General features: G+C 56.1%; 14 protein-coding genes and 1 tRNA gene. 3 read left to right on the top strand and 12 right to left on the bottom strand.

Annotated elements, in window-relative coordinates:
- Nucleotides 1–6: 6 nt before the first annotated feature.
- From mutL to ACGHUK_RS07410, 6 genes are all read right to left on the bottom strand, one after another.
- Nucleotides 7–2145 (bottom strand): DNA mismatch repair endonuclease MutL, encoded by a 2139-nt coding sequence (gene mutL, locus ACGHUK_RS07385; protein ID WP_390573887.1) that lies wholly within the window; start codon nt 2143–2145, stop codon nt 7–9.
- A 43-nt stretch (nt 2146–2188) separates the two neighbouring features.
- On the bottom strand, nt 2189–4804 hold the full coding sequence (gene mutS, locus ACGHUK_RS07390) for a DNA mismatch repair protein MutS (protein WP_390573889.1): 2616 nt from the start codon (nt 4802–4804) through the stop codon (nt 2189–2191).
- 112 nt (nt 4805–4916) lie between these two features.
- On the bottom strand, nt 4917–5324 hold the full coding sequence (locus tag ACGHUK_RS07395; RefSeq protein WP_390573891.1) for a YlbF family regulator: 408 nt from the start codon (nt 5322–5324) through the stop codon (nt 4917–4919).
- A 52-nt stretch (nt 5325–5376) separates the two neighbouring features.
- Nucleotides 5377–6756, bottom strand: a complete 1380-nt coding sequence (miaB, locus tag ACGHUK_RS07400) for a tRNA (N6-isopentenyl adenosine(37)-C2)-methylthiotransferase MiaB (RefSeq protein ID WP_349935188.1) — start codon at nt 6754–6756, stop codon at nt 5377–5379.
- A 134-nt stretch (nt 6757–6890) separates the two neighbouring features.
- Nucleotides 6891–7283: a transcriptional repressor gene (locus tag ACGHUK_RS07405; protein ID WP_390573893.1), complete on the bottom strand. Its 393-nt coding sequence runs from the start codon at nt 7281–7283 to the stop codon at nt 6891–6893.
- Between the two features lie 48 nt (nt 7284–7331).
- Nucleotides 7332–8606 carry a replication-associated recombination protein A gene (locus ACGHUK_RS07410; protein WP_390573895.1) on the bottom strand — a complete coding sequence of 425 codons (1275 nt, stop codon included), beginning with the start codon at nt 8604–8606 and terminating at the stop codon, nt 7332–7334.
- A 183-nt stretch (nt 8607–8789) separates the two neighbouring features.
- Here ACGHUK_RS07410 and nth point away from each other — a divergent pair, with 183 nt between their 5' ends.
- The 3 genes from nth (at nt 8790) to ACGHUK_RS07425 (ending at nt 9980) form a co-directional block, all read left to right on the top strand.
- Complete coding sequence (gene nth, locus ACGHUK_RS07415) at nt 8790–9479, top strand: endonuclease III (RefSeq protein WP_223387547.1); 690 nt, start codon at nt 8790–8792, stop codon at nt 9477–9479.
- A gap of 20 nt (nt 9480–9499) precedes the next feature.
- On the top strand, nt 9500–9739 hold the full coding sequence (locus tag ACGHUK_RS07420; RefSeq protein ID WP_005941717.1) for a GlsB/YeaQ/YmgE family stress response membrane protein: 240 nt from the start codon (nt 9500–9502) through the stop codon (nt 9737–9739).
- 165 nt (nt 9740–9904) lie between these two features.
- Nucleotides 9905–9980: transfer RNA gene (locus tag ACGHUK_RS07425), tRNA-Thr, on the top strand.
- A 223-nt stretch (nt 9981–10203) separates the two neighbouring features.
- Here ACGHUK_RS07425 and ACGHUK_RS07430 read toward each other — a convergent pair.
- From ACGHUK_RS07430 to ACGHUK_RS07455, 6 genes are all read right to left on the bottom strand, one after another.
- Nucleotides 10204–13152, bottom strand: a complete 2949-nt coding sequence (locus ACGHUK_RS07430; RefSeq protein ID WP_390573896.1) for a response regulator — start codon at nt 13150–13152, stop codon at nt 10204–10206.
- A 5-nt stretch (nt 13153–13157) separates the two neighbouring features.
- On the bottom strand, nt 13158–15020 hold the full coding sequence (locus tag ACGHUK_RS07435) for an extracellular solute-binding protein (RefSeq protein WP_390573897.1): 1863 nt from the start codon (nt 15018–15020) through the stop codon (nt 13158–13160).
- Nucleotides 15021–15475: 455 nt separating this feature from the next.
- Nucleotides 15476–18052, bottom strand: coding sequence for a response regulator (locus ACGHUK_RS07440; RefSeq protein WP_390573899.1), 2577 nt, complete (start codon nt 18050–18052; stop codon nt 15476–15478).
- Nucleotides 18042–18869 (bottom strand): substrate-binding periplasmic protein, encoded by an 828-nt coding sequence (locus tag ACGHUK_RS07445; protein WP_390573900.1) that lies wholly within the window; start codon nt 18867–18869, stop codon nt 18042–18044. Before ACGHUK_RS07445 ends, ACGHUK_RS07440 begins: the two co-directional genes overlap by 11 nt.
- A 43-nt stretch (nt 18870–18912) precedes the next feature.
- Entirely contained in the window at nt 18913–19056 is a 144-nt protein-coding gene (locus ACGHUK_RS07450; RefSeq protein ID WP_390573902.1) for a hypothetical protein, read from the bottom strand.
- Nucleotides 19057–19079: 23 nt separating this feature from the next.
- Nucleotides 19080–21386 carry a hybrid sensor histidine kinase/response regulator gene (locus ACGHUK_RS07455; RefSeq protein ID WP_390573904.1) on the bottom strand — a complete coding sequence of 769 codons (2307 nt, stop codon included), beginning with the start codon at nt 21384–21386 and terminating at the stop codon, nt 19080–19082.
- Between the last annotated feature and the right edge of the window lie 17 nt (nt 21387–21403).

Here is a 21403-nt window from a genome sequence, read left to right on the forward strand (position 1 = left end):
GGATGTTTATACGATGCGTCCAAACTGCTTTTCCAGCTCCTTCCGGGTCAATTTGAGTACGCAGGGACGGCCATGCGGGCAGAACGGCGGCACCTCGCCGGAAAGGATCTTTTCGGCCAGCGCCAGCAGTTCCTGCGGCGAGGACTTGTCCCCCGCCTTGATGGCTGCACGGCAGGAGATAGAATGCAGCACCCACTCGGTGTGCTCGTTCAGCGCATCATGGCCGCCCTTGAGCAGCTTATTTGCGATCTCCACCAGCAGGCTTTCGGCATTCTGCGGCTCCACATCTGCGGGCACCGCGCGCAGCACCACGGTATTGCCGCCAAAGTCCGCGATCTCAAGGCCCGCATTTTCCAGCAGAGGAATGTTATCCAGCAGGGCCTGCTTTTCCTCCGCAGCAAGGTCGATGGCAGCAGGCTCCAGCAGCATCTGGCTGGGCACATTGCCATAGTTCGCGGCTAGTTTTTCGTACAGCTGGCGCTCGTGGGCAGCGTGTTTATCGATCAGGCACAGTTCGTCGCCGCGTTCTGCAAGGATATATGTTCTGAACACCTCGCCCACATAGCGCAGCGGTTCCGGCTGATCCGCCGTCGGATCAAAGTTCATCTGCTCCGGCTCGGCCAGTACAGTTTCCTGTTCTGCCGCTTCCGGCGCATCCGGTTCTGTTTCTACACAGGGTGCACTCTCAGGTTCTTCCTTTGGTGCTTCCTGCGCAGGGTTCCACGCTGCCATATGGTCCTGAGGCGAATGCAGTTTTGTCTCACCAAATTCCGGTTCCACATCCAGCTGCGTTTCACTTGCCGCCGCACGGAACGGCTCTGGTGCCTTTGTCGTTTCCAGCTTCGGGCTGTGAAGGGTCACGAACGGATCCAGCATATCCTCGTTCTGAGCACTGCCTTTCCAGCGCGGCACACTGGGTGCTGTCGGTATTTGCATTGCAGCAGACGGGGCAGGCTGCTGCGGTGCTGCGGCGGGTTTTGCCGGTTCCCAGTGCTGCTGTGGCAGAACGCCCGGGTCTGCTTGTCCCCGAATGATCGCAGAAAGGCCTGTAAAGCTATTATTCTTTACATCATTTTTGATTATATCAGTGTCTTTTTTTGAATTTTCAGCTTTTTCTTCTTTGTCTGCTTCAAAGGTAAAAAGCCGTTCACCGGTGCCGGGCTGAGCCAAGGCCAGCTTGACGGCATGATACACCACATCAAAGACATCATTTTCGCGGGCAAAGCGGGCTTCGATCTTGGCCGGATGCACATTGACATCCACAAGGTCGGCCGGCATTTCCAGCAGCAGAATGCCGCCCGGGAACTTGCCCTGCATCATGGTACCCTTGAACGCCATCTCCATACCGGCCATCATGGTGCGGTTGCGCACATAGCGGCCATTGATGTAAAAATGCTGCATACTTCGGCTGGCGCGGCAGCTTTTGGGCGGGGTGACCAGACCGGTGATGCGGTACACGCCCTCCTGATTTTTCAGCTCAATGAGGTCCCGGCTGAACTCCCGGCCCAGCACCGCATAGGCTGCACCGCGCAGCTGGCCGTCGCCGGGCGTGACATACTGCAGCTTGCCCTCACGGATGAACTTGACGCTGACTTCCGGGTGGCTGAGCGCTACATGGGTAACTGTATCCGACACAAAGGTGCCCTCGGAGGAGTCCTTTTTGAGGAACTTCATGCGGGCAGGCGTGTTGTAAAACAGATCCTTTACCCGGATGGTAGTGCCCACAGCTCTGGCACCCGGCTCACGGGAGACCTCTTCCCCGCCCTCAATGCGGTAGACTGTGGCAAACTCGTCCACCTCGGTTCGGGTGGTCAGCTCTACACGGGCCACGCTGGCAATGGATGCCAGTGCTTCACCGCGGAAGCCAAGCGTATGGATGTTGGTCAGATCGTCCGGTGTTTCAATTTTGCTGGTGGCGTGGCGGATAAACGCCGTGGAGATATATTCTGCCTCGATGCCGGTGCCGTTATCGCTGATCTCGATTAGCTTGACGCCGCCGGATTCAATGCTGACGGTCACCTGCGTGGCACCGGCATCAATGGAGTTTTCCAGCAGCTCCTTAACAACGGATGCCGGACGCTCGACCACCTCACCGGCTGCGATCAGCTCGGCTGTGTGCTTATCCAGAACATGGATCACTGCCATGGTGTTTTCCCTCCTTGTATGGTCTGGGTCAGGTAGAGCAGTTTCATCTGTTCAGGCTGCCCTTCAGGGTCTTTTTCAGCTCGTAGAGGAAGTTCAACGCCTCAATGGGGGTGAGTGTTTCCACATCCAGAGCTTCCAGCTTGTCCATCATCTCGCTGGGCACAGCCGGAGAGTTATACTCCTGCAGGGCATCAAAATCCATCTGCTCTACTTTATTTTTAGGTGCAGTTGCTTCCAGCGCGCGCAGCACCTCATGGGCGCGGCGGGTCACACTGCCGGGCAGGCCTGCCAGCTTTGCCACCTCGATGCCGTAGCTGTCATCCGCCGGGCCGCGCACGATGCGGCGCAGGAAGGTGATGTCCTCGCCGCGTTTTTTTACTGCAATATTGTAGTTTTTTACGCCGTCCACGCCGCCTTCCAGCTCGGTCAGCTCGTGGTAGTGGGTGGCAAACAGAGTCTTGCAGCCAAGGCCCTTGGCGGGGTCTGCAATGTGCTCCACTACGGCGCGGGCAATGCTCATACCGTCAAAGGTGGAAGTGCCGCGGCCGATCTCGTCCAGCACCACAAGGCTTTTGGCGGTGGCATTTTTCAGGATCTCCGCTACCTCGGTCATCTCCACCATAAAGGTGGACTGACCGGCAGACAGGTCGTCCGACGCACCGATGCGAGTGAAAATGGCATCCACCACACCCACATGGCAGCTGGAAACCGGTACAAAGGAGCCGATCTGCGCCATCAGCGCGATCAGTGCATTCTGGCGCATGTACGTGGATTTACCTGCCATGTTGGGGCCGGTGATGATCAGGCAGCGGTCTGCACCACAGTTCAGGGTGGTATCATTGGGTACAAACATGCTGCCTTTCAGCATCTGCTCCACCACAGGGTGACGGCCCTCGGTGATGGTCAGCTCGTCACTGTCGTCCACGATGGGACGGCAGTAGTTGTTTTCCGCTGCCACCTGCGCCAGCGCCGTGAGCACATCCAGCTGGGCCACCGCATTGGCCGTGCGCTGGATGCGGTCCAGCTGAGCGCTGATGCTTTCCAGCAGTTCGCTGAACAGGCGGTGCTCCAGCGTGATGAGCCGTTCGTGGGCACCTAGGATCTTGCTTTCCAGCTCTTTCAGTTCCTGCGTGATGTAGCGTTCGCCGGAAGTCAGGGTCTGCTTGCGGATGTAGGTCTCCGGCACCATGCTCTTATAGGAGTTGCTTACCTCGATGAAGTAGCCAAACACATGGTTATAGCCGATCTTCAGCTTGGGGATGCCGGTCTCCTGCCGTAGGCGGGCTTCCAGCTGCGCCAGAACGCCCTTGGTATTGTCGCGGATGGAACGCAGCTCGTCCACCTCGGCATGGTAGCCTTTGGCAATGACACCGCCATCCTTGAGGGTAGAGGGCGCTTCCGGGTCCACCGCCGCATAAATACGGGCCTTGATGTCCTCCAACGGATCGATCTGTACTGCCAGTTCAGCAAGCTCCGGGCAGCCGCAGGCCTCAGCCTGCCTGCGCAGGCCGGGCAGCCGGTCGCAGGTCTGGGCCAGCGTATAGATCTCCTTGGGTGTGGCAGAGCCGTAAACCGTGCGGGTCATCAGGCGTTCCATATCCGCAATGTAACCCAGCTCTTCGGTCAGGTCGCCGCGGGCCATGGTCTGCTTGACAAGGCTCTCCACAGCGTTCAGGCGGTGGTTGATGAGTGCACTGGAAATAAGCGGCTGCTCGATCCAGCTGCGCAGCATACGCTTGCCCATGGATGTACTGGTCTTATCCAGCACCCAGAGCAGCGTGCCCCGCTTTTCGCGGCCGCGCAGCGTCTCGGTCAGCTCCAGATTGGCGCGGGTCACGGGCGAAAGACGCATGAACTGGGCCTTATTATAGGTTATGACCGTTTTCAGACGTTCCACGCCCTTGATCTGGGTATCGTGCAGATATTCCAGCAGTGCCGCCATGGCAAAGCGCACAAGGCCGTCCGCTGCAATGCCGGTGGTCTGCGCCCAGTCGCGGCCAAACTGGTTTTCCAGCGATGCCGTCACAAGGCCCGGTGCATAGCGCTCCTCTTCGATCAGCTCCACCGAACAAGTCATATTCTTTTTGATGTACGCCGTCACCTCGCGGCAGTCCAGCAGACCCGGATTCATCAGTACTTCGCTGGGATGGTAGCGGCACAGCTCCGTAATGACCGCCGGGGCGATTTTATCTGCATTCAGCTCTGTGATATGGGCCGTGCCGGTAGAGACATCGGCAAAGCACAAACCTGCTTTCTTTCCTTTGAGGAAGATACTGGCAATGTAGTTATTGCGGTCATCCTGCAGCATACTGCTCTCAATGACCGTGCCGGGTGTGACCACGCGGATGATGTCCCGCTTGACAAGGCCCTTGGCCTTGGCCGGGTCTTCCACCTGCTCACAGATGGCTACTTTGTAGCCCTTGGCGATCAGCCGCGCCACATAGCCCTCGTAGCTGTGGAAGGGCACGCCGCACATGGGTGCCCGCTCTTCCATGCCGCACTGCTTGCCGGTCAGGGTCAGATCCAGTTCCTTGGATGCCGTCAGGGCATCGTCAAAGAACATCTCATAAAAATCGCCGATGCGGTAAAACAGAATTTCGTCCTTATGTTGTTTTTTGATCTCAAGATATTGCTGCATCATGGGCGACAGCTCTGCCATGGTTTACCCTCTCTCCCGTTCTATGGTTCTGTGCACAAGTTTGCGGCTTGTAACCGCTTTTGCAAACAAAACGCGGTCTGTTTTGCACAGCCGCGTTTTGTTTTTGCCGGTTTTAGTGGCAGCCGCCGCAGGTGGAGCAGCTGCCGGTGCAGGAAGTAGAAGGCTCCTGTACCGTCATGGGGTCGCCGCCATTCATGGCAGTGTTGATGATGGCATCGATATAGTTCACGAGGTTCTCGCAGTCACGCTTGGCCTCGTTGTAAGCCACCATGCCCTCGTTGCCCATGATCTGGCCGTACAGGCTGTTCACCTTTTCGTTCAGTTCGGCGATGCGGGCATCGTTGCGCTCGCTCTTGCCGATCTCATTGTTCAGATCCATGCGGGCGAGGTTGAACTCGCCGATCAGGTTCTGCAGCTCTTCGTCCTTATCGTTTGCCTTGCGGGTCTGATCCAGAACGAGGTAGCGGCTATCGGTCTGCAGCGCAACGGCTGCGCGCTTGAAAAGATCAATGCAATCCATTTGAAAGGTCTCCTTCTTATTTATACGTTCAGGGGCACTGCCCCGGAATCACTCAGGCAAGCTCACCCAGCAGCACAGTCGCCCGTGCGCCCGTGAGATGTACGTTGGCATAGCTGCCCATCAGGGAAGCGTCTGCCGTGAACTCCACCGTCAGGTTGTTGTCCAGACGGCCGGAGAGGGTGCCCTCATTGCGGCCAAAGCCCTCTACCAGTACCTTCACAGTCTGACCAACCTGCGCCTTGACCAGTGCCATGGCGATCTCGTCCTGAACCTTGAGCAGGCGGGTCATGCGGTCGGTCTTTTCCTTGCGGGGGGTGGGGTCCGGCATATCGGCGGCCTTGGTGCCGGTGCGCTTGGAATAGATAAAGGTGAACAGCTGCATATAGCCCACCTTCTGCACCAGTTCCAGCGTCTTTACAAAGTCTGCTTCGGTCTCGCCGGGGAAGCCAACGATGATGTCGCTGGAAAAGGTGATGCCGGGCACCGTTTTGCGGGCGTATTCGATGAGCTCAAGATACTGCTCCACCGTGTAGTGGCGGTTCATCTTCTTCAGCAGTTCATCGGAGCCGCACTGCACCGGCAGGTGCAGGTGCTTGCACAGCTTCGGCTGGGCGGCAATGGTGTCGATCAGCTTGTGGCTGGCATCCTTGGGGTGGCTGGTCATAAAGCGGATGTGGTAATCGCCGGGCACCGTGCACAGCAGGTTGAGCAGATCGGAAAAGTCCACCTTTTCTTCCAGACCCTTGCCGTAGCTGTTGACGTTCTGTCCCAGCAATGTGATCTCCTTATAGCCTGCCTCCACAAGACCGCGGAACTCGGCAAGGATATCGCCGGGCTTGCGGCTCTTCTCGCGACCGCGCACATAGGGCACGATGCAGTAGGTGCAGAAGTTGTCGCAGCCGTACATGATGGGCAGCCATGCGCGGAACTCGCTCTCACGCCGGATGGGGATATTCTCCACGATGACCGGGCGCTGGGCGGGCTCCATCAGCACACGCTTATGCTTCTGCAGCTTCTGGGCAATGAGCTGCGGCAGGGTGTCGATGCCGTCCACGCCAAACACAAGGTCAACGTAAGGATAGCTCTGGCGCAGCTTTTCTACCACGTGCTTCTGGTTGGCCATGCATCCGCACAGGCCGATGATGAGATCATGCTTTTTTTCCTTGAGTCCCTTCAGGGCACCTACGTTGCCGAACACACGCTGCTCGGCATGCTCACGCACGGCGCAGGTGTTGAAGAGGATCAGGTCTGCATCCTCGGGCTTATCGCACAGGCCATAGCCGATGTCCATCAGCACGCCCTTGATCCGCTCGCCGTCGTTCACGTTCTGCTGACAGCCATAGCTGTGCACAAAGGCCAGCGGCGGCGTATCATAGGCCTGTTTTACCAGCTCAGCGGCGATGTTATTATGTTCAAAACTAATGTATTCCAATCAAACCATCCTTCTCCGCCGGGCCGAAGTGCCCTGTGCGGCGAAAATCTACTTGCACTTTCTGAAAAGAGCCTTCTCTATAGTATACCCTGTTTATACGCTTCGGGCAAGAGGTTCCGTGCAAATTTTATGGTTCAGTGGGCGTTTTCCTGCGCCTGCTTCTCGCAGCAGGCCTCGCATACGCCGATCAGCACAACAGCGCAGTCCTGCACATGGCCCTTCTGGTTTCTCACCAGTTTCATCACCTGTTCTTCGTCCACCTCGGCATCGGTCACGCTGCCGCACACGGTGCAGTACAGATGGCTGTGCCAGGGCAGCGTGTGGTCAAAGCGGTCAGCCTTGCCTGGAATGGACACCCGGCGCACCCGGCCCGCATCCACCAGACTATTCAGGTTACGGTATACGGTGCCAAGGCTCAGGCCCGGGCATTCCTTGACCGCAGCATCATAAATTTCCTCGGCGGTGGGGTGGTCGCACAGGTTCTGCACCGTCTGCATGACCAGCTCACGCTGTTTGGAATATCGCATATCGTTCTCCTTTTTCTTTGTTTTTGGATTTTGGGTGTAAGGCGTGGCTCAGACGTTCTCTTCGCCCTTGATCTTTGCCCAGTAGGCACGGGACGCCTGCTCATTTTTGTTATCGCCAAAGGTATAATATTTTACGTCCTTGATGGCATCTGGCAGGTACTGCTGCTCCACCCAGTGGTGGGCGTAATCGTGGGCATATTTGTAATTCTGTCCCTTTACCAGCGCATCCTCACCGTCGTAGTGCTTGTTCTGCAGCTGGCGCGGGATCGGCCCGGTACGGCCCGCCTGCACATCCGCAATGGCCGCATTGATGGCATCATGGGCACTGTTGGACTTGGGACTGGTGGCCACCAGAATGACGGCATCTGCCAGCGGGAGCCGTGCTTCCGGCAGGCCCACCATGTTGGCGGCATCAATTGCCGCCTTCACAATGGGGATGATCTGTGGATAGGCAAGGCCCACATCCTCGCAGGCACATACCATCAGGCGACGGCAGGCCGAGGGCAGATCTCCTGCTTCCAGCAGACGGGCCAGATAATGCAGCGCCGCATCCGGGTCGGAGCCGCGCATGGACTTCTGATAGGCTGACACGATGTCGTAGTGATCATCGCCCTCCCGGTCATACCGCATGGCAGTGCGGCGGGTGACCTGCTGGATCATTTCCAGCGTAATGTGCTTTTCCCCATCCTCAATGGGAGCTGCCGTCACCGCAAAATCAAGACAGCCCAGCGCCTTGCGCAGGTCGCCGCCTGCGCTCTCGGCAAGGTAGGCACAGGCATCCTCGTCCATGCAGACCTTTGTGCTCTCCCCTTCCGAAAGCTTTTTCAGTGCATTGTGCACCCCACGCTCCACATCCGCTGCCGAAAGTGATTTGAACTCAAACACCGTACAGCGGGACAGCAGCGCATTATAAATGTAGAAGTATGGATTTTCGGTGGTGGATGCAATGAGCGTCACCGAGCCGTCCTCAATGCATTCCAGCAGGCTCTGCTGCTGTTTTTTGTTCAGGTACTGGATCTCGTCCAGATACAGCAGGATGCCTCCCGCACCTGCCAGCGTGCCGATATCCTTGAGCACCGCCTTGATGTCCCCGGTGCCGCAGGAAGTGCCATTGAGCTTATGCAGCGTCATACCGCTGTTTTCTGCAATGATGCGTGCCACCGTCGTTTTTCCGGTACCGGACGGGCCGTAGAAGATCATGTTCGGGATGCGTCCGCTCTCGATGGTACGGCGGAACACCCTGCCCGGTGCCAACAGATGCTGCTGACCGCAGACATCTGCCAGTGTTTTGGGCCGCAGACGCTGTGCCAGTGGTTCGTTCATCGTGTTTTCCTCCTCCCGTACCGAGGCGCGATTCCCCCAGCATTTTTCTATAGTATATCGCATTTTGGCAGTAAGAGCAAGGTTTTATCTGAAAATCATTCTCAGATAATTTTTGCCCGCAGTTTACAAAAAACGCAAAACATGGTATTATCGTATCAGCTTTTGTCGATAGGAGTGGATGAAATGCCTGTTCGCAAAAAAGCACCAGAAGACCTTACTGCAAAAAAGGCGCTGGCGCTGGAAGTGATTGACCGGTTAAAAAAAGAATACCCAGATGCCGGCTGTACATTGGATTATGACCACGCCTGGCAGCTTCTGGTCAGCGTGCGTCTGGCAGCCCAGTGCACCGATGCCCGCGTGAACATTGTGGTGGAAGACCTGTTTGCCAAATATCCCAATGTTGCTGCGCTGGCTGCTGCGGAACCCGAAGACATTGAAGCCATCGTCAAGCCCTGCGGGTTGGGACACTCCAAAGCGCGGGACATCTCCGCCTGTATGCGGGTGCTGCGCGATAAATACGATTGTCAGGTGCCCACCACCTTTGAAGAGCTGCTCGCCCTGCCCGGCGTAGGCCGCAAGAGCGCAAACCTTATCATGGGCGATGTGTTTGGCAAGCCTGCTATCGTAACAGACACCCACTGCATCCGGCTGTGCAACAAGATCGGCCTTGTGGACGGCATCAAGGAACCGCAGAAGGTGGAAATGGCCCTGTGGAAGATCGTTCCTCCGGAAGAAGGCAGCGACCTGTGCCACCGCTTTGTGATGCATGGTCGGGCAGTGTGCAATGCGCGCAAACCAGAATGCGAAAAATGTTGTTTGAAGGATATTTGCCGCTTTGCCCGGGAAACCGCCGGGCAGAGCGCAGAGCTTTAAAACTCAGGAGGTAGAATATTATGTTTGGTTTTATTTTCAGTCTGCTGATCGGCGCTCTGGCTGGTTACATCGCCGGCCGCATTATGGGCAGCGAAACTTCCACCGTGCGCAATATCGTGCTGGGCATTCTGGGCGGTTTTGTAGGCAGCATCGTGTTCGGCCTGATTGGTCTGAGTGCTACCGGCATCGTGGGTGAGATCCTCGTTTCCGTTGTGGGTGCCTGCATCTGCATCTGGATCGGCCGTAAGTTGTTCAACTGATTATTCTTGTGTGCAAGGCTGCTCTTCGAGTTTTTCTCGGAGGGCAGTTATATTTTTGCGTCACAGACTATTTGCACCTGTTCTGCCGCAAAATCAAATCTTGACAGCGCACAGGAAGTATGATAGAATATTTCTCGTTGCAGAACATGCAAGAAAATTTTATCTGCTACTGTGGCTCAGCTGGTAGAGCAGCTCACTCGTAATGAGCAGGTCGCCTGTTCGAATCAGGTCAGTAGCTCCAAAAATCCTACGAATTTACGTTTAGAATCGTAATTTCGTGGGATTTTTTTATTTAGTCTCGCAAGTTTTCGCAAAACCGCAACATAAACCGCAACATCGCCCACAAAACAAGACAAAATAAAACGCCCCGTGACACCATTTCATAGGGCGTTATATGCATTTTTATGCTTTCTTTTGGACAGGCTCCTTGAGTTCACAATGTAGGTTTGTCAATGATGAGTTGGTCACAGGATCTTGCGCAGCTCCTGCACAAGGTCGCCGATCACGATGGGTTTGGACAAAAAGCCGGTCATGCCGCTTTCCAAGGCATTGCGGCGGTCTTCATCGAATGCGTTGGCAGTCATGGCAAGGATCGGGATCTTTGCCAGTGCAGGGTCGCCCAGTGCGCGGATCTGCCGGGTGGCGGTATAGCCGTCCATCACCGGCATCTGCACATCCATCAGCACCAGATCATAGCTGCCCGGTGCGGCAGTGCTTACCTTTTCCACCGCCACGGCACCGTTTTCCGCCGTATCGACCCGGAAGCCGTACTCGCACAGGATCTCCTGCGCGATCTCGCGGTTCAGCTCGTTGTCCTCTACCAGCAGGATGTGCCTGCCCTTGAAGTTGGTGTTCTTTTTCGGCAGAAGCTCCTGCGCCTCATCCGTCTGTGTCTGGCCGATGGCGTTCATCAGGGTCTCGCGCAGGTCGGACATGAACATGGGCTTGGAGCAGAAGGCGGTCACACCGGCAGCCTTTGCCTCCACCTCAATGTCGGACCAGTCGTAGGCAGTCAGGATGATGATGGGCGTATCATCGTTCAGGCTGCGGATCTGGCGGGTGACTTCGATGCCGTTCATATCCGGCAAGCGCCAGTCGATGATATAGGCGTGGTAGGCGTCGCTCATTTCGATGGACTGCCGTGCACGCAGCACCGCTTCCTTGCCGGAAAGGGTCCACTCGGCACGCATGCCCACCTTGACCAGCATCTTTGTCACGCTGTCGCAGGTGTTGAAATCGTCATCCACCACCAGTGCCTTCAGGCCTTCCAGTTCGGTGATCTTTTCCACCGGACGGTGCTCTGCCTGCGCACGCATGGGCACACGAATGATAAACTCGCTGCCCTTGCCCTGCGCCGTCTGCACCTCGATGGTGCCGCCCATCATATCCACGATGTTTTTGGTAATAGCCATGCCAAGGCCGGTGCCCTGGATCCGGCTTACCGTGGAGGTGCGCTCCCGCTCAAACGGCTCAAAAATCTTTTTGGCGAACTCTTGGCTCATGCCGATGCCGTTGTCCTTGACGCGGAACTCATACTGCCCGCAGCCGCGCACCGCTCCGGCAAGCTGCCGCACCCGCACCGAGACCGTGCCGCCCGCCGGGGTGAACTTGATGGCGTTGGACAGCAGGTTCAGCAGTACCTGATTCAGCCGGGTCTTATCGCAGTAAACGTCCTCATCGGTCACATCCATGGCATCCATATAAAGCTCTAGCTGCTTTGCGTAGATCTGCCCGCTGACGATGGTTTTTAAGTCGTGCAGCACATCCGAAAGGTTGACTTCCACTTCTTCCAGATGGATCTTTCCGCTTTCGATGCGGCTCATATCCAGCACATCGTTGATGAGGGAAAGTAGATGATTGCTGGAAGCGAGGGTCTTGGCAAGATAATCCTTCACCCGGTCTTTATCGTCAATGTTGCTGAGTGCCAGCGTGGTAAAGCCGATGATGGCGTTCATGGGGGTGCGGATGTCGTGGGACATATTGGAAAGGAAGGTGCTTTTGGCGCGGTTGGCAGTCTCGGCCGCTGCAACGGCATCCGAAAGTGCCTGATTCACCTGCCTGTCGGCGGTGCGGTCGGACAAGACAAGGATATACTTGGTCCTGCCCTCTACCTCGCTGCCCATGGCGATGTTATGGAACCAGCGCCGCTCTTTGGTCTCCCGATGCTCAAACTCGAAATCCCATTCGCGTTGCTGCCCGCTGAGCAGTCCTTCCAGAAAGTTCTTGTCGCGATCCGGGTCATCCTTCGGGTGCAGCGCTGCCAGAGCACGGGCATCCTGCCGCACTTCTTTCCACGGGATGCCCAGCAGCCGTTCGACGTTGGGGCTGACATAATCCACCTTGGAGGTCTTTGCGTCCAGCATCAGGAAAACGTCGTCCACGTTCAGCGAAAGCTTTTGGAACAGCTCGTCCCGGTACAGGATCTCAGTGTCCTTCCGGCGCAGGGTCGTATGGCTTCTGCGCAGGATCAGCAGGATGATCAGCACAGCAAGGCCAAAGGCGATGCCCGCCACGATCTGCACCGTGTGGAACCACAGCTTATCCAGACTGGCATTGACAATGCTGACCGGCACAAGCCCCACCATCGTCCAGTTCTGGACCGCGGTATCCTCGTAGACCAGATAATAACTGGTGTCGCCCAGTTTGACCCGCAGGTTTCCGCTGCGGCCCTGCGCAAAATCATCCGAAAGGGCAAGAATCTGTTCCTCGGAAAGGTCGGAATGGTCGCGCAGCATCGCAATGAAGTTGTAAATGATTTCCTTGCGGTTTACGGAATTGTCAATCACCACCCGCCCATCCGGGTAGATCACATAGTTGCTGGCATTGCCCTGAAAAGCAGAGCTGTCCAGCAATCTCAGCACAGCGTCATTATAATAGGTGATGGCAACAGCATCGTAGGCAAAGCCCCGGTAGCTGCCCTGCGTTTCGGGGCAGATGAACGCAAGCATCGGGGCTTTGCCGGGCAGCGCCGTATTTACGACGATATCCTCGCCATCGGAGAGCTTTTCGTCCAGATTGGTCTGCAGGCCAAGGTAGCCGGTTCCCCCGGTCACGGTCATGTAGTTGCCGTCATAGGAAAGAAAGTAGAAGTCAACAAATCCGGCTGCCTGCTGTGCTTCCTCGATATAGGCCTGAATTTCATCCTCATTCGAGGTGTTTTTCAGAAAGCCGTTGCACAGATGCAGATAGGTCAGGTTTTTGCGCACCATCTCTTTCAGCATACTATTGGATTTATACAGCACCTCTTCCAGATGCGAGGTGCTTTCCTGATAGATGGTCTGCGACATAAACGAGATGTACCGGAAGCTGAAACCGGCTGCCAGAAAGACCAAAAGAAGGATGGCAGCGGCGGCAGGCAGCCACTTGTGCCGGGAATAGCAGCTGCGTTTGGATTCGTGCTTTTCGTCTGCCATTCCGCTCACCTCAGTGTCATGTAGTTTTCCGGCTCTGCAAGCGCTGCGCCGCCGGAGATATAATCGCGCCATGTGTTCTTTACCCACGTATCTTCGCCCACAGACGTGCCGCTATCGCTCGCAAGCAGCGCTTCCATCTGCTTTTCCGTTGCAAGGCAGGTCACGGTAACGGTGTCGTTATCTCCCAGCGGCTGCCCGTTCCGGGTGATGCCGATCAGGGTATAACTGCCGTTATTCTCTTTTACCTCCACAGCAATGCCGCTGACCACTGGCAGAGAACCACGGTTGAAGGGCACAAACCCGCCCTCGCAGCCTTCCACAAAGGCGTGGACGGTCTCTTTCAGCTCCGCACCGGTCATGGTGCGCTGGCGGGACATCAGACCGTTCGGCATGATCATGGAAGCTGCCATTTTCTGGTTATAATCCGCCTGCAGCACACTGCCGGTAAAGCTGTTTGCGGTGGCAAGCAGCACATCGGTGCCATACACGCCGCGCAGCGTGTTTGCCATCACGGAGAAGGCAGCGCTGCCGCCGTTTGCGTGGAATACGTTGGAATAGGCCTTCCCGGAGGTCAGCACGGTCTCGTTATCGGCAGGCTCCTCATCGGCAAGGAGCTGGGCATTGAAGGCCTGATACGCCTGCTCAGCGGTAAGCTCGCCTGCGATCATTTTGGAGACCACATCCTTGGAAACGGCAAAGAAATCGTTGGAGGCGATGCGGATATACATGTGGTTTTCTTCCACCACGCTGCGGACGTCCTTCAGATACTCGGTCAGGCGCAGGGGAACGTTCTGGCTGTAGCTCAGTACGTCCTGCCCCTCCGAGACGATGCGGTTCTGCGCCTGTTCGGAGAGCATGACGTTCAGCACCTTCATGGCTTTTTCACGGCGCGCGGTGTCCTGCTCCAGATCCCGGTTCAGGGCAACTTGGAAATAGGGGGTGGTCATGATCCACGGTTCGCCGTTCTGGCTGAAGAAGGGCAGAAAGATCGTGTCGATGCCCTCATCCTGAAACATCTTCACGCCGGCAGAGCTGCCAAAGTACATGGCAACTTCTCCGTTCCGGAACATCCCGGTCACATCGTCGTAATTCAATGCAAGATCATCTGCTGTAAGGTGGGTATCCTGAATGAACTGCTCCATCCGCTCAAACGCCCCCGGCCATACGGTGTCGTCCAGACCCACCCGCGCGGTGCTGGCGGGGTCGCTGTAGGTAGTGCGCCACTTGCGCCCCGCGGTGGTGGTAAGCTCGGCAGCGGAAAGCCCCTGCAGGGTTTCCATGCAGGTGTAGTCGTAGGTATAATCGGAGGTAAAGCCGCGGATGCCTACCTTTTCAAAAGCCTGACAGGCAGCTGCAAAGCTTGCGTAATCGGTGGGCAGGGGAATATCGTACTGCTCAAAAAGGCTGCGGTTGACCACAAAGCCGTGGGCATCCGCGCACACCGGCAGCCAGTTCACACTGCCATCCTCGTTTTTGAAGCTGTTGAGGTAGGTGTTGTACACAGCGCCCGCCTCATTGGTCATGGCAAGGTTCATCAGGCTGCCCTTCAACGGTGCCGCATCGTGCAGCGAGAAGCGGCAGCAGGTGATGATATCCGGCAGACCGCCGTTCTGCTGCAAAAACTTGTAAAAATCCAGATCGTTGTTGCCGACGATGAACTCAATGTTCACGTCCGGCAGCTGGGACTGGACATAGGGGGCATAGTTTTCGTACAGGCTGGTGCTCCACAGATACACCTGAATAGTCTGAGCGTCTTCCTGCTCCTGTGTTCGTTCCGCATTTTTTTCGCTGCATCCGGTGAACAGGGATAGCCCCATCACCAGTGCCGCAAGCATGGAAAATAGGCGGCGCAATGTTTTTGTTTTCATCCGATCCTTCTCCTCACACTTCTTGGGCAGCTATCGTTTTGCGGTTGGCTGCTTTGGCTTACTGATCATACATCACCGCCCGCAAGAGTGTGCGCTGTAAAACCCACCCACGGAAAGGATGCCGCAATTTTTGCGTCTTTTCTGTTTTGCGCTCTCCCTCTACCGCGAAGGGGCACAGAATGACAGAGACATAAAAATATTTTACCACTACCATGAAAAATTTTCAATAAAATTTCATATATTGAACCATAAAAGCTGTGTAGGATTACAATAGATGTGTCACAAAGTGAAAAAAGACGAATGAGTCGTTCTGTGGTACAGTTAAATTGCTACACCAAACATCACAGAAACTGCCGTTCAGGCATAAAAAAATAAAGCACCCGCAGCAATTTGCTCTCCGGAGATTCAAAACCTCTGTGGCGCTTGCTGTGGGTGATTTTGCTTTTGGGCGCTATTTATTTCAGTACATCTGCAAGGACCTGCAGCAGGTGCGGAATATCCAGCGGCTTTGCAATATGGCCGTTCATACCGGCCTTCAGTGCGTTCTGACGGTCTTCCTCAAAGGCATTTGCCGTCATTGCAAAGATGGGGATGCCAGCCTTTGCGGCATCCGGCAGCGCACGAATCTGCCGCGTTGCCTCGTAGCCGTCCATGTTGGGCATCTGGATGTCCATGAGGATCAGGTCATACTGTCCGTCTGCCGCCTGCTTCATCTTCCGGACGGCGATCTCGCCATCCTCGGCAGATTCCACCTCAAAGCCCGCTTCCTTCAGGATCTCCACTGCGATCTCACGGTTCAGCTCGTTGTCCTCCACCAGCAGGATCTTTTTCCCTTTGAAGGCCTCTGCGTTCAGCTGCACCGGCCTGCAGGCAGGCTCTGCACCGAACGGCTCTGCCAGCACTCTGCGCAGCTCCGAGAGGAACAGCGGCTTTTCGCAGAAGGCGGTAACACCGGCAGCGCGGGCTTCCTCTTCAATATCGGCCCAGTCGTAGGCGGTCAGGATGATGATGGGGCAGCTTTTTCCAATCACCTTGCGGATCTGCCGCACGATCTCGATGCCGTTCATATCGGGGATCAGCCAGTCGATGATGTAAACGCTGAATTCATCCCCCTGCTCCATGGCATACCGGGTGCGGATCACCGCTTCCCTGCCGGAGATCGTCCACTCCGGCCGCATCCCGATCTTGGACAGCATGGTGCTGACGCTCAGGCAGGTGTCGGTATCGTCGTCCGCCACCAGTGCACGCAGCCCTTCCAGCTGCGGGAGCTGCCTGAGCTCCACCTTTTGTCCGCTGAGCGCAAAGCAGAGATTCACGATAAACTCGCTGCCCTTGCCCGGCTCGCTCTCAATGGCGATGGTGCCGCCCATCAGGTCCACAATGTTCTTGGTGATGGACATGCCGAGGCCGGTACCCTGAATGCCGCTGACGGTGGAGTTTTCCTCACGGGCGAACTCCTCAAAGATGTGCTTCTGGAATTCCTCGCTCATGCCGATGCCGTTGTCCTTGATGCGGAATTCATAGCAGGCCCGGCCCGCAGGCGCACCGTTTTTCTCAGCAATGCGAATGCTGATCATGCCGCCTGTGGGAGTGAACTTGATGGCATTGGACAAAATGTTCAGCAGGATCTGGTTCAGCCGCAGCGGGTCGGTGATGATATCCTCGTTCTCCACATCTATGGTATCAATAAAAAGCGACAGCCGCTTTGCCGAAACATTGGGCTGAATGATGGAGCGCACATCGTGGACGAGGTCCGGCAGATGCACCGCTTTTTCCTCGATCTTTACCTTTCCGCTCTCGATGCGGCTCATATCCAGCACATCATTGATGAGGGAAAGCAGATGCTGGCTGGAGGTGGAGATCTTTTTGAGGTAGTCCAGCACCTGTTCCCTATTGTCGATATGGGTCGCAGCCAGCGAAGTGAAGCCGATGATGGCGTTCATGGGGGTGCGGATATCGTGGCTCATATTGAACAGGAACTCCCGCTTGGCGCGGTTTGCCGCCCCCTCGTGCTGAAGCGCGATCTCCAGCTTGCGGTTCTGTTCCTCCAGCTGGGTCTGATACTTCCTCTCCTGCTCTTTTTTCTGCAGCTCCATCTCCTGCACGGAGCGGCGGCGCAGCAGCTGAAGGATCATTACAAGCAGGATGTAGCCGACCAGAACCGTCAGGATCAGCAAAAGCGCCTCCCGGAAGATTATTTTTTCATCCGTGTACGCATAGAGATCGAAGGATCTGCCATGGCAGAACATCCCGAAATAGCAGCCGGAGCCGTTCCAGTCCCGGGTATGGGTCAGCTTCTCTGCGGCCCCGGCTTTGCGGATCCCCTGCGCCAGCGGACTGCCTGCAACATCCTGCCCAATCAGCTCCGGGCGGTTTGCGGCAACGACCTGATTGTTCTGCACGATGAACAGCGTGCCGCTGGTTTCTGCCGGGTAGCCATCCAGTATGCTCTGGATGGACAGCGCCGTTTCCTCCACAAATTCCGCCGGGGTGTACCGGTAGGCAAGCAGGAGCAGCTCTGTGCTTTCTGCCCGGTGCGCCGCAACATCCACAGCAGAGCCATCTTCCAGCAGGACGCGCTTCACATAGGTCTTTCGCGGGTAAGATAAAACGTCCAGAACAGCGTCATTTTTCAGCTGGTCGCCAAACCGGTCATAGCCGATGCCGTTGGTCGTGGACTCGCACCGGAGCGTGCCATCCGGTCCCAGAACCGAAATGCCGGTGAGCCAGAGCTTTTCTGTCTGCCTGTTCAGGCACTGCGGGTCGGAGAGGTCAAGCGCAGGATTCTCTGCCAGCTGATGGACTGCGACCGCCGTGCGGCGGAGTGCCTTTGCCGTGATGGTATCGTTGTGCTTTTCAAAGCTGGTGGACTGGGATTTGACAAACTCAAGGGTCTGGCAAAAGCGTTCCTCTGCTGTGCGCATTGCCCGCCAGCTGGAGAAAAAAGCAACACCGGCCATCAAGAGCACGCCGATGATCAGATAGGCTGTCCATATCCTTTTATCCGGGGTGGTTCTGTTTTTACGCGCCAATTGTGTCCACCTCCAGATACTGCGAAGCATTTTCAAGGTATCGGTCAATGATCCGCTCCAGCGTGCCATCCGCGCGCATCTGCGCAAGGGTATCGGTCAGCTGGCTGTCCAGCCCGCGGGTGTCGTTCTTGGCAAAGGCGATGCCCAGCCCGGTGACCAGCAGCGGTTCCTCCAAAATGCGGAAGTCTACGGCATTGTCCTTCATATATTGCAGGATGCCTGTCTCGTGGGCGGCGATGCCGTCCACATAGCCGCAGGCCAGCATTGCGTACTGCACACTGCGGTTTTCGATGCTGAGCACCTCCACCGTCTGCGGGATGCGCGGGTCGGAGCCGCTGAGAAAGATCTCCTCCGGCTTGCCGGTGCTCTGCACGGCGACGGTCTTGCCGGCAAGGTCGCTGAGAGATCGGATGCTGCTGTCGGCATCCACCGCAACCACCTGACGGCTCACCATGTAAGGCCCCGCCCAGCGGTATACCTCTTCGCGTCCATCCATGGAAAAGCAGCCCCAGATGCAGTCGATGGCGCCGCTTTCCACAAGATTTGTTTTCTGCTCCCAGTTGATCGTTTCAAACCGGGCAGCATACCCCATGCGGCGGAACGCCTCGGTGGCGATTTCCACATCGATCCCGGTGGGAACACCGTCATTATTCAGATAGATATAAGGTGGATAGCTGTCGCTTCCCACAACGATTTGTGCAAGACCGCTGTCTTTCGCTTCCTCTTCTCCGCAGGAAGTCAGACTGCTTACGGCAGCAGCTGCCGCCAGCAGCGTGCATCCGTTCAGGAATGCACGGCGTGAGATTCTGTGTTTCATTCGGGCTTTTTATACTCCTGTTTTGATTGCATCCGCAGCTCAGTTATGCTGCTGTAATTCTTCTTTCAGGGCAGCTTGGATATCCGTCAGGCATTGCAGCAGAAGCGGGTTCCTGTTGATGAAGTTTTTCCAAAAGCTGCTGCTCACGCGCTTTGTAATATTCCTCGATCTCGGAAAGTGTATTCACGTTCTAATCTTCTCCTGCATCATTCACATCGTTTGTGTGCTTCCTCTGCAGAAACGCGCTTGTCCGCTATTTATTTTCGGGGGGATAACACGGAAGCGTTTTACCGTCTGCTCCAGCGCAGCGATATCCACAGGTTTGGACAGGTGCTCGTCCATGCCGGCTTCCCTGCTCTTCTGCATATCCTCAAGGAAGGCATTGGCGGTCATGGCAAGGATGGGAATGATCCTGCCCAGCGGGTTTTCACCGCTGCGGATGCGGCGGGTGGCTTCCAAGCCGTCCATCACAGGCATCTGCACATCCATCAGGATCATGTCGTACTCGCCGGGCTTTACGCTGGCAAAGGCATCCACGATTTCCTGACCGTTGGAGCAGATGGTGCAGCTTGCGCCATTGGCTTCCAGCAGCATTTCCAGAATTTCGGCGTTGATGGCGTTATCCTCGGCGCAGAGGAACTTCATGCCGGACAGAGGAGAAGTTTCTTCCTCTTCCTCCGGGAGCACCTGTGCCTCTGGCACCGTATCTGCTTCGGCATCAACGGGAAATTCCAGCACCACCTCAAAGCGAGTGCCCTTGCCGGTGGTACTCTCCACATTGATAGAGCCGCCCATCAGGTCCACGATGTTCTTGGTGATGGCCATACCAAGGCCGGTGCCCTGCACCTTGTTGGTGCCGGAGCGTTCCTCGCGGGTAAAGGGGTCAAAAAGGGTCTTCTGGTAGGCCTCGCTCATGCCAATGCCGTCATCCTGCACCACAAAGCGGTATCGGGCGTAGTGCTCGTTTCGGGGCAGCTCGTCCACCTCAAACCGGATATGCCCGCCGGTGGGCGTATACTTGACTGCGTTGGAGAGAATATTCATCAGCACCTGATTCAGACGGTTGGGGTCTGCCAGCACGTTTTCGTGCTGCAGATGGGTGTTTACCGTAAAGGTCTGGCGGCGCTGGCCTGCCTGCTGGCGGATGATGCTGTCCAGCTGGCTGATCTGCTGGGGCAGATTCATTTTTTCCACATTCAGGGTGGTCTTGCCGCTCTCGATGCGGCTCATGTCCAGAATATCGTTTATGATGCCCAGCAGCAGCTGGCCGGAATTTTCCAGCTTGTCCAGATGTTCGGCCAGCTTTTCCGGCTGGTGCAGCTCGTTTTTCATCAGCGTGGTAATGCCGATGATGGCGTTCATGGGGGTGCGGATATCGTGGCTCATGTTGGCAAGGAAGTCCGTCTTAGCCTTGCTGGCGCGCTCGGCGGACTGTAACGCCTCTGCGGCAATGTCCTGTGCCTGCCGCAGCTCATCGTTTACCTGCGTCAGATGGATGTTGTATTGCTCCAGACGGAGGTTCGCTTCTTTTTCTGCCTGCAGCTCCTGCTGCTGCTTTTGCCGCAGGAGAAACCAGCCGACGAAAACTGTTATGACCGAGAACACCATTGCAATGACGATGATGATGATCATGACGATGCTGACCAGCTTCTGCGTATTCACGGCCACATATTTTGCCGGAACAAGGAACGCCAGTGTCCACTGAGCGTTTTCCATCTGCTTCAGGGCGTAGAAATACTCGGTCCCGTCCAGCACGGCGTTGGAATAGCAGGAGCCTGTGCGGTCAAGCCGCTCCTTTGCCACCGCAAAGGAAGAGCCGTGCAGATAGGACATCCAGGATAGCACGGTGTATACATTGTGTCCCTTCAGCAGTTCGGTATCGTTGGCGTTGAACAGCTTGAAACCATCGTCATCCAGCACATAGACGCTGTTGTTATTTTCGTAGGCATCACAGCGGAAATAATCGTTCAGCTGGGTCATGCTCTGCGAAATGCCAAAGTAGCGCAGGGTGATCTCTTTTTCTCCGCTTTGCAGTGTGATGGGGGTGGAGAGCTGTTCCAGGAACACCATCCGGGAGTCGTCCACGGTCAGCGAGTTGGAAACATAGCTGACCCACTGCGGAGAGTCTGCCAGATAGTTCATTTCCCTTAGCAGCCCCATGCCGCCATTCTCGGTATAGTAATGTCCGGCAGAGTCCACGGCAATCAGTTCGATCTGTCTTTCATGGTAATTGGAAAGCTCCGACAGCTTTTTCAGATAGCGATAGAACTCGGTATCGGTCTTTAACGGAGTGTAGTACAAATAATTGCATTGTACATTCACCTCGTCCCAGTGGGTGTCGATCACATCCTCCAGACTGCGGAACATCTGGTGGGTGACCTCTTCCATCTGGTTCAGCCGCTCATGGTAGACAAGGTTCTGGATGTAGGTCTGGCTCATGATAAAAAGGGTCAGGATGACCGCAACAATGACAAAGCCGGTGCCCCAAAGCAGCTTTTTATATAGTTTGTTGTTCACATCCGGTATCTCCTGTC

This window comes from Faecalibacterium sp. i25-0019-C1 (genome assembly GCF_042854225.1).
Classification (GTDB): Bacteria; Bacillota; Clostridia; order Oscillospirales; family Ruminococcaceae; genus Faecalibacterium; species Faecalibacterium taiwanense.